This window comes from Candidatus Stygibacter australis (assembly GCA_030765845.1).
Lineage (GTDB): Bacteria > Cloacimonadota > Cloacimonadia > Cloacimonadales > TCS61 > Stygibacter > Stygibacter australis.
Genome location: JAVCDJ010000176.1, coordinates 1 through 9,788 on the forward strand (window position 1 = coordinate 1; position 9,788 = coordinate 9,788).

Annotated in this window: 6 protein-coding genes and 1 tRNA gene; 4 read left to right on the top strand and 3 right to left on the bottom strand. The window is 42.1% G+C overall.

What is annotated here, in order from left to right:
* The first annotated feature begins 102 nt into the window (after positions 1 to 102).
* Positions 103 to 591 carry a hypothetical protein gene (locus tag RAO94_08875; protein MDP8322449.1) on the top strand — a complete coding sequence of 163 codons (489 nt, stop codon included), beginning with the start codon at positions 103 to 105 and terminating at the stop codon, positions 589 to 591.
* A gap of 459 nt (positions 592 to 1,050) precedes the next feature.
* On the opposite strand, the gene RAO94_08880 is transcribed toward RAO94_08875, so the two are convergent.
* A tRNA-Thr gene (locus RAO94_08880) sits at positions 1,051 to 1,127 on the bottom strand.
* A 224-nt stretch (positions 1,128 to 1,351) separates the two neighbouring features.
* On the opposite strand from RAO94_08880, the gene RAO94_08885 reads away from it, so the two are divergent.
* From RAO94_08885 to RAO94_08895, 3 genes are all read left to right on the top strand, one after another.
* The gene (locus RAO94_08885; GenBank protein MDP8322450.1) at positions 1,352 to 4,369 is read left to right on the top strand and encodes a CapA family protein; all 3,018 of its coding nucleotides are present in this window, start codon (positions 1,352 to 1,354) and stop codon (positions 4,367 to 4,369) included.
* 14 nt (positions 4,370 to 4,383) lie between these two features.
* On the top strand, positions 4,384 to 6,462 hold the full coding sequence (locus tag RAO94_08890) for a FlgD immunoglobulin-like domain containing protein (protein MDP8322451.1): 2,079 nt from the start codon (positions 4,384 to 4,386) through the stop codon (positions 6,460 to 6,462).
* Between the two features lie 62 nt (positions 6,463 to 6,524).
* The gene (locus tag RAO94_08895) at positions 6,525 to 7,571 is read left to right on the top strand and encodes an endonuclease (protein ID MDP8322452.1); all 1,047 of its coding nucleotides are present in this window, start codon (positions 6,525 to 6,527) and stop codon (positions 7,569 to 7,571) included.
* A 260-nt stretch (positions 7,572 to 7,831) separates the two neighbouring features.
* On the opposite strand, the gene rmuC is transcribed toward RAO94_08895, so the two are convergent.
* Both rmuC and RAO94_08905 read right to left on the bottom strand, forming a co-directional pair.
* Positions 7,832 to 9,028, bottom strand: coding sequence for a DNA recombination protein RmuC (gene rmuC, locus RAO94_08900; protein MDP8322453.1), 1,197 nt, complete (start codon positions 9,026 to 9,028; stop codon positions 7,832 to 7,834).
* Positions 9,029 to 9,030: 2 nt separating this feature from the next.
* Positions 9,031 to 9,788 (bottom strand): S41 family peptidase (locus RAO94_08905; protein MDP8322454.1); only part of this gene is annotated, 758 nt, incomplete at its 5' end.

Genomic DNA, 9,788 nt, shown 5'->3' on the forward strand with positions numbered 1-9,788 from the left:
AATCGATACGATATCGACATCTTGTGTGTGTTAAAATGGTGATGAAGATGGAGCTATTTTTGGCGCCCGGTTCCTGAAGCATTACATAACAAAGGAGAAACAATGAAAGTTAGACCCAGTGTCCTCTACCAGTACTTTTCTGGTTATGTTGATGGAATGGTTTTTTCACCGTATAAGGACCGTTTCGGAATCAATTCAATGAGAAAGTACGCGTATCCCGATGAATTAACATCACAGAATGCAACATTCGGTGCCCAGTGTCAGGCAATAGCTAGTACCTGGAATGATGCCTCAGAAGGTTTTCAAGCTGATATGAGTACCTATGAAGATGCCTGGAATGATACTCAGCATGAAGGTAAGCTTCCAAGTCGTGATGTAAATAACTATGCATTATTTATTGCGGCTTGCTTTGGAGCAGCAGAAGTTACATCATTTGATCTGAGCACTTTAACAGTAGATAATTTCGGAGGAGAGATTGGTGACCTATTGGGCACCGAAGCTCCTAATGTAGGTAATCTGATCACAGCAGCCGTTATGCCGGCTTGTGGATTGGATCTTAGCACTTTGAACAGCTCGATAGAGACTGTATAAAAAAAGGGGGCGAAAGCCCCTTTTTTTTAGTGAACAGTGATTAGTGAAGGGTGAACGGATGAATACAGAGCGGGAAATTGAAAATGTAAAATGTAAAATGTAAAATTAAATGTAATGTAAGATTCTTTTAACCGCTAAAAACGCTAAATTGCGCGAAAGAATGTAATGTAGGATTTTAAGCAACGAACAATTACGAACAAAACGAACTGGAGAAGAGAAGAATTTATTATTTGTTTATTCTTTCAGTCGGGCAGTCTATCAGTCGAGCAGTCTATCCGTCCAGAAGTCCCTCAGTCCCTCAGTCTCACCGTCCCTCAGTCCCTCAGTCTTTAAGTCGTGCAGTCACTCAGTCACTCAGTCACTCAGTCTCTCAGTCCTGAAGTCGTGCAGTCTATCAGTCCAGCAGTCATGAAGTCGAGCAGTCCTGAAGTCGTTATGATCTGTTATAAAAAATAAGGGTGGTGCTGGAAAGAGGAATCGAACCTCCGACCTACTGATTACGAATCAGTTGCTCTACCGGTCTGAGCTATTCCAGCACGAAAGCAGGATTTTTTTGCAATGCAACTCAGTCAAGAACCTTTTTTTTGGTAAACGCAGTGAACATTGTGAACATAGTGAACAGGGTGAATTTGGCAGGGGATAATTTTAGTTTGAAAAAGATTGAATGATCTATAATGAGAAATTCTGAGTGCTTAAGAGTTTTTTTCCTTGCATTAGATATTGTGTTGTGCAATAAATGTATCTGGCAAGGAGGCCATCTATGAGACCGATTATAGTGTTTTTTATATTGCTGAGTACCTTATCATTATTTGGAGTGGGAGTTCAGGAAGCTGGTTGTATATTCAGTAAAACCGTGACTATTGAGGATTTTGATAATTCACCCCCGGAGCTTACCTCCTGGCGTGATCTGGATACAGAACCGGATAGTTGTGAATATACAAGTGATTTTGGCTATAATGACACATCTGCTTCATTACATCTATATGGCAATACAGCAAAGCGGATGGCGTTTTATCCAGTGACTGTCGATAGTGGGGACGTTTGGCAGTCAGCTGTATATATAGCGAATGTGGGCGATACGATCGGGATAGGATTTTATGATGATTTCAATGTATTATTATATTCAATAGCGGGTGGCTCCTGCCTGAATATCGAGGAATGGGTGACCTGCTATCAGGGGCTATATAGCAATAATGAGTGGCATGAGGTGAATTTTCCGGTAGCAGATGACTGGCAGGCAAGATTTAATTATCTACCCCGCATCAAAGGAATGGTATTCATCAATAACCGCTCAAATTATGGGGATGTGTATTTTGATGAAATACGCAATATGACCACCCTGCTGCCAGTGGCACCAGTCGTGAGCATTAGTTATGAAATACTGGAAGTACGTAATAATAGAGACGGCAGCCGAGATGTGGAAATTTCTTTTGAATGCGAGGTGATTGATGAGGATTCAGATTCCCTGGCTTATTACTGGCAAATGGGCGATAACACAGTAATGGAGGAAGCAGAATTTGATTACACCTACCGGGTTACTGATGATCATCCTTATTCTGTATCATTGAAAGTAACTGATGATACTGCTCTGGAGGGCTATGCTTCCTGCGTGATTGAAGTTAATGAAGGCAGCAGCAGTCTGCCATTGACGATTAATTTTACGGGTGATATTGTTCTGGCACGGGAAATAAATAATATTATCAATGGCTATGGATATGAGGCTATTTTTGATTCCACTTTGTCAATACTTGGATATGCGGCAGATATTACCGTGGGTAATCTGGAATGTCCATTGACGGACTCCAATAATCATCATCCCACAAAAACTATTTACTTCAAGGGACAGGAATCAAGTGCGGAAGGTCTTGCCTATGCCGGGATTGATATTGTGACTCTGGCAAATAATCATATTCTGGATTATATGGAAGAAGGTATCACAGATACTCAGACAGCTCTTGACTCTGCTGGAGTGCTGTATTCCGGGGCAGGATTGAATTCTTATGAAGCATATCGACCAATTATATATAATAAGAAGGGGATCAATCTGGCATTTCTGGCAGCATCAGACAGGACCGGGCAATATAATAATTTTCAGCCATATTTGAATTGCGGCTATGATAAATCTGGATTTGCCTATCTTACGAAATATTATATGCAGAAACAGATAGAAGAGGTGCGGCAGGTAAGTGACCTGGTGATCATGGAGCTGCATTGCGGAAGTGAATATTCCACAGGACCAAGCTCGAATTATGACGGTTTGCCAGAAGAGTGGTATCTGGAGCCGAATCCTGAGGATGAGAATTATAGCTGGCGGAATGATATACCTCAAGCGTGGGATACGGAATACCGTCATTATGCTGTGGATGCAGGTGCTGACCTTGTGATCTGTCATCATCCGCATATTGTACAGGGTTTTGAGGTTTATAATGGCATTCTGATCGCCCACTCGCTGGGTAATTTTATCTTTGACCTTTCCTATACTGAAACTATGCCGACCTGTATCTTATATTCCGAAGCAGGGGAAGACGGCTTTGAGAGATTTTATATAAAACCCTGCTATATAGATGATAATATCACAGTTCCCGCAGAAGGAGAACTGGGACTTTATATCCTTGATCATTTAGCCCAGAAATCAAGGGAATTGAATGGGTACCTCTACGTAAATCGGGATTCTATCCAGGCAGAGATCATTCTGGATACCTTGAGTATGCAGGTATATTCTCACGGATTTATAGAATTTGATGATCTGGAACTTAGAGATGAATATTATACTACAGGTCCCATCCTGCTGCATAAAGCCGGGTCATTTTCATCTTTGAATACAATTGATGAAGGAACCGGCTGGGAATTCCGGTTAGGTAGAGAAATTGTCTATCATGGAAATTTTGAGCCGGAAGGGTGCAGTGAATGGGCTATAAATTCAAGTCATGAATGGCTGACCCAGGAAGAACCCTATATGGGTGATAATTCTCTTTGCATTGAGCTGGAATCTTCTGCTGGAGATAATATCATCACAAATCTGGAAGGCAGGATCAAGCTCTATGACGATGTGGATTACTCACTGCATGGCTATATCCGCACCAGTAATACAGAAGATGCCGAGGTGCAGATAAGAACATATGCTAATAGAACCGGAGGGAATTATATTAACATGTACGGCACTCCCCCACTTGATGGAGATAACCCCTGGACATACGTCTGGGCAGATCTGCCGGAGCTGGAGGATAATGAACGGTTTATTGACTACCGATCTACGGTGTATCCACCTCCAGAAGGAACCAGTCAGGGATATTTTGATAATGTGGGATTGATAGGCTGGACAGACTGGACTCCATTTAATGGTGCAGCAGTTGAAGTGGATAGTCCTAATGAATATTATTATATAGAAATGCGTTCCCCTGACCAGGTGGAAACTATCAGGTGGACATATACGGAGAAGAACTATGGCTTTGTGCCGGACCTGGAAAGATTTACTTCACCTGGAGAGATCACCAAAGCTGTTTTAAATCAGAATTATCCTAATCCCTTTAATCCTGAGACGAAAATTACCTTTACCTTGAATCAGACTGCTGATGAAGCAGAAATTGGGATATATAATATCAGGGGTCAGAAAGTGAACAGTCTCCCGGTGGATATCAGCCGGGGTACCGGCAATTACAGCGTGATCTGGCAGGGAAATAATAATAAAGGTATATCTGTCGGCAGTGGGGTTTATTTCTATAGACTTGAGATTGATGGTAAACAAATATCCGCAGGAAAGTGTTTATTATTAAAATAGTATAGGGAGTAGTTATGAGGAAGTTGGTTATAAGTTTTGTATTTATCCTATTGATCAGTGAATTATTCTGCTGTACATTAGGCGTGATCAATGGTTCTGCTACAGCAGATGGGCGTCCCATAATCTGGAAATCAAGAGAAGCAGGGAATAATGTGCATGTGACGCATGAAGATGGCTATACTTATGAATATATAGGCTCAGGTAATAGCGGATCAGAATATGTGTGGATGGGTATGAATGAGACGGGTCTGGCAATTGCAAATGCCCTTTCTGGTGATCTGCAAAGATTACCCGGCAATGGAGACTGCATGCTGCAGGCTTTGCGCAATTATTCTACAGTGGCAGAATTTCTTACCTTTCTGGACAGCACAAATGTGTCTGGTAGAGAAACGCACACTAATTATGTGATGATGGATGCCACGGGAGCTGCTGTGGTACTGGAAGTGGCACCTAATGATTATTGGCTTTATGATACCGCTGATACGCAATATGGCTTTCTGATCAGGGATAATTTTTCTATCGCAGGTGGAGGAACTCCTACCTTCAGATATACGATGATGAATCATGTACTTGCGGATCTTGCTGAAGCTGGTCCTATAGAATGGGAAGATATATTTCCTCAGATACTCAGGGGGTTTTATGACGAAGAAGAAAACCTGCTGGATGTACCCTTTGAAGACAGGTGGAGTATTAATTCCAATTATGGCTATCTTTCCACTGCCTATAGTAATAATGGTAACAGCTTTTCATCAGTAGCCCTGATGCATGGCTCAACCCCAAATGAACCTGCCTGGCTAAGCACCATGTGGACGAATCTGGGAGTACCTGTCAGCGGGATTGCCCTCCCCTATTGGGCAGTTTGCCCCTCAGTACCTCAGCCGGCATCAGGCAGTCCATCTGTTCCATTAACTGATCGGGCTACCCAGATCAGGCAATTGATCTATAATGCGACGCCAGCGAACTTTGCAGACTCCTGGTTATTACGGAACCCAAATGGTACCGGTTACTGGGATGTGGCAAGGGCTTATGAAGAAGAACACTTTGCCCAGATAAATGAATTGAGGGAGCAGTGGATAAATGATCCACCTACTATCAATGAACTGCAGGCACTGGAAATTCAGATCTGCAATGAAGGCTATCAAGTGGTGATGGACTGGCAGCCGGAATATAACTATCTGCCGGACTTTATCTGCGATACCACTATTGGTGAAGTGCCTTTAACTGTACACTTTGAAGATCACACTCTGCATGCTCCAGATTCACTTGCCTGGGATTTTGATGCTGATGGTATCATTGATTCCATTCTCACAGATAGTTTAGGGTATGGAGCAGAATATACTTATACTGAACCAGGAATATACTCACCGGTTTTTTATGCCTGGCATGATACCGTGCTGGACTCAGTGCAGGCAGAAGACCTGATCACTGTGGAATATCCTGATGTTACTTATTTGACAGCTTCTAAAGATACTATCGTGTGTGATCTTGATGATGAGCTTGATGAAGAAATCACTATCTATAATACTGGTGATTATCCTGTGACTTTGCAGGATATCTATTTCACGACCTTAGATGGTTATCCACACCCTGAGCCGGTTCTATTCTATTGGAGTTTTATTGATGAACTCGAGCTGCCTTTGGTAATGGCTGCGGGAGACAGTTGTGAAATATTGGTCTCTCCAGAATTGATATTTCGTGAATATTGGGGTGAAACAATGATCTTTGAAGCTGATCTGGATACCCTTAATATTCCCTGCCTTTATGATGAAGATCTGTGGAATATTGGTGATGAAGATGAAGATACCATTGCACCAGCAAAACCATACCTCAGGAATTATCCTAATCCTTTTAATCCCAACACAACGGTATCGTTCTACGTACCACAATCTGGCATGGTGGAACTTGCTATTTATAACCAGAAGGGTCAGAAAGTGAGTACTCTGCTTGATCAGGTTATGGATAAGGGAGATAATGAAATTACCTGGTCAGGAAAAAATGATCAGGGTGAAAGTTGCAGTTCGGGTATTTACCTGATCAAACTCAGCATGGATGATCAAACCAGGCTTATCACAAGGTGTCTTCTTCTGAAATAGTAGGTTGACAGCAGGGGGAATGGATAAAATTTAGCCTGATCAGAAAGAAAGAAGGTGATGTGATGAAGAAAATAATGTTACTGAGTATATTATTGGTCCTGACAATCGGGATAATGGCAGATCCGCCGGCAGGATACTATGATGGCTGCGATGGTTTGATGGGCAATCAGTTAAAAACCACTTTGCATAATATTATCGATGATCACGTAGAATATTCTTATAATGCTCTGCGTGACTATATATTACCATATACAGATCAGGATATCAATAACAGCGATAATGTGATACTGCTCTATACGGGCTGGTCAAGACCGATTGATGAGTTTGGTGGTGATATTGACGAATGGAATCGTGAACATGTGTGGGCAAAATCCCATGGAGACTTTGGTAATAATCCACCCTGCGGCACTGATGCGCATCATCTCCGACCTACTGATGTGAGTGTGAATAGTCGTCGGGGCAATCTGGATTTTGATAATGGCGGAAATCTGTATATAGATGGTGATGGTGATACGGGCTGCTATTATGACAGCAATAGCTGGGAACCTCGCGATGAGGTGAAAGGCGATGTGGCAAGGATGATATTTTATATGACAGTACGCTATGAGGGTGATTCAGGAGAACTTGATCTGGAAATGGTAGATGAGGTAAATACTAGCCCTGAACCGGAATTTGGTAAGATGAGCACTCTGCTGGAATGGCATTTCCAAGACCCTCCAGACGCCTGGGAGATGAGACGCAACGACCGGGTATATGAATATCAGGAAAACAGAAATCCCTTTATTGATCATCCGGAATATGTATCCCGCATCTGGTTTGGCACTGATATAGAAGACACTACTATTATGCCGGTTACCAATATCGAACTATATCCCAATCCCTTTAATCCGGCCTTAAATCTATCCTGCATGCTGCCTGATGAAGATTTCCTGAGCGTGAATATCTATAATCAGAAAGGGCAATTGATAGATAGGATAGCAAATAGTATTCAACCATCGGGATTGTGGAAATATACCTGGTCAAATAATAACCTGCCAACGGGAGTTTATCTGATCAGATTTTCAACCCCGCAATTTTCACAAACTAAAAAAGTTGTTCTGCTTAAATAAATAAATATTGAGTTAAGATACGATAGCCCCGATTTATCGGGGACTTAAGATTTTTTGGGGGGGGGTAACCAAATCTAAGTCAGGACTTCTGAACCGTATTCGGGATAGGAGTTATGGACGACAGTGACATGCTGGAGTTAGGAATAAGTGGTCGCCAGAAGTCTTGTCCTGGTTACATTCCAAAACTCCTGCTGAGTTGGCAGGGAAGTTAAGTTCGCTCTTAAGTCAATCCGATGAGTACATCGTCTTAACTCAATAGCTTATTCATCTATAGGATTATCAATACCAAGAATATCGTCTGCTTCATTATCAGATATCTGCTCCAGTGAACGCAGTCTGCTATCCATAATGCGTGCTCTGTCACTGGTTTTATCTAATGTACGTGATACTTTGCTAACCTGATCCTTTAATTTCTCCATCACCTCACCAAATAGACGGAATTGCGTTTTTACTGCTGACAGATATTTCCATACTTCGCTGGCTTTCTTCTCTATTGCCAGTGTTTTAAATCCCATTCTGAGACTGTTCATTATCGCTGATAGCGTTGTGGGACCAGCTATCACAACCCGATATTTCTCCTGGATACTTTCCATTACTCCAGGCACGCGTAATACTTCTGAATAAAGCCCTTCCGTGGGAAGGAACATAATAGCAAAATCTGTGGTCTTCGGAGGATTAATATATTTATCTCTAATGTCTGCTGCAGATTTCTGCACAGCTTTGATCAGTTCAGCTACTGCTTTATCTACATCTGTCTTATCACCATCCTTGCTCACCTGCAATATCCTCAAATAACTTTCCTGAGGGAATTTGGCATCTATAGGCAGCCAGAGGACATCATCACCGCTGCCAGGTAGTTTCACTGCGTAATCTACCCGTTCCTGACTTTGAGACTTCACCTGTACATTCTCTGCAAACTGCTCTGGAGTGAGGATTTGTTCCAATATCGAGCCTAATTTTACTTCTCCCCAGGTTCCCCTTTCCTTCACATTGGTGAGTACCCGCTTTAGATCACCTACTCCGTCAGCCAGGGCCTGCATTTTCCCCAGATCCTTTTGTACCCTTTCCAATTGCTGTTCCACGCGGGTAAAAGCTTCCCCAATCCGCTTCTGGAGGGTAGTTTGCAGTTTTTCTTCCACGGTCTCACGCATCTTTTCCAGCTTGCTGTCAATCATGTTACGATTTTCTTCTGTCTGCTGCCTGTTATCCTTGATCATGTCATTAAGGCTGAGATTGAACCTGTCCAGACTGTTTTCAATCAAAGTAGATTGCCTGCTGAAAGCATTCATTAATTCTTCGCGCAGTACTTTTTCGCCTGTTTTAGTTTCCTCACGATTGCGCTGCATCTCATCCCGTAATATTCTATCATAACTACCATCACTGCTTTTTGACCGTATCAGCAGCAGGATCATGATCACAATATTTAATCCCAGCAAGCCAAGTATAACATAATCCATAATTATTCCTTATCCTCTTTAATGATCTGCATAACTACATCCCAGGCACTATCTATGCCTTTTAAATATTTATCATAGAAATTTACTTCTACAGAGACATCAGGATAGATAGTTTTCTCTCTGCTGAGACTGCGTTTTGGGCGCTTGAACACCTTATGCGAAACACTGCCTTCAATCCCGCTGTTTGGTAAACTGAAATAGAGAATATCTCCATAAGATGTAGGCTTCTGACCCATCGGCTCTCCCACTACAATGCCCAGATCATTATCATAAGCAATGGTTACCATATCTCCGGCACTGCTGAATGTACCATATCCTGTGAGAAAATATAGCTTACCGTCAAACTTGTGATTAGATGCCGGCAGGTAAAACCCGCTGTCTTTATTCCTGATAATACTAAAATAATCTTCCTTCATATCCAGATCCAGGTCATAATAATAGGGCAGCTCTGCTTCCACTCCAAAATTATCCTGCAACCTGTTCAGATAGTAATCCACTACGTCCGAGTAATAATGCTGCATCAATTGAGACAATTTGATCCCTGTAGTAATTGGAGAAATTGGTTTTTCTAATTTTATATGATCAAAGAACTGGTTTGCCAGGATACTGTTACCTCCCGCGTTATTCCTCACATCTATCACCAGATTCTCAATTTTCTGCTGATAAATATCGGAAAACATCCTTTCCAGGAAAATGCGGAAATCTCCACCCCGTTCCTCAATTTCCTTATGGTATGCATCAAACTCATCATCAGGGATAA

What these genes read in the sequence shown, in the direction of transcription:
- RAO94_08875 (MDP8322449.1), top strand. Translation starts at nt 103, where the DNA reads ATGAAAGTTAGACCCAGTGTCCTCTACCAGTACTTTTCTGGTTATGTT.
- RAO94_08895 (MDP8322452.1), top strand. Translation starts at nt 6,525, where the DNA reads ATGAAGAAAATAATGTTACTGAGTATATTATTGGTCCTGACAATCGGG.
- RAO94_08890 (MDP8322451.1), top strand. Translation starts at nt 4,384, where the DNA reads ATGAGGAAGTTGGTTATAAGTTTTGTATTTATCCTATTGATCAGTGAA.
- RAO94_08885 (MDP8322450.1), top strand. Translation starts at nt 1,352, where the DNA reads ATGAGACCGATTATAGTGTTTTTTATATTGCTGAGTACCTTATCATTA.
- rmuC (MDP8322453.1), bottom strand. Translation starts at nt 9,028, where the DNA reads ATGGATTATGTTATACTTGGCTTGCTGGGATTAAATATTGTGATCATG.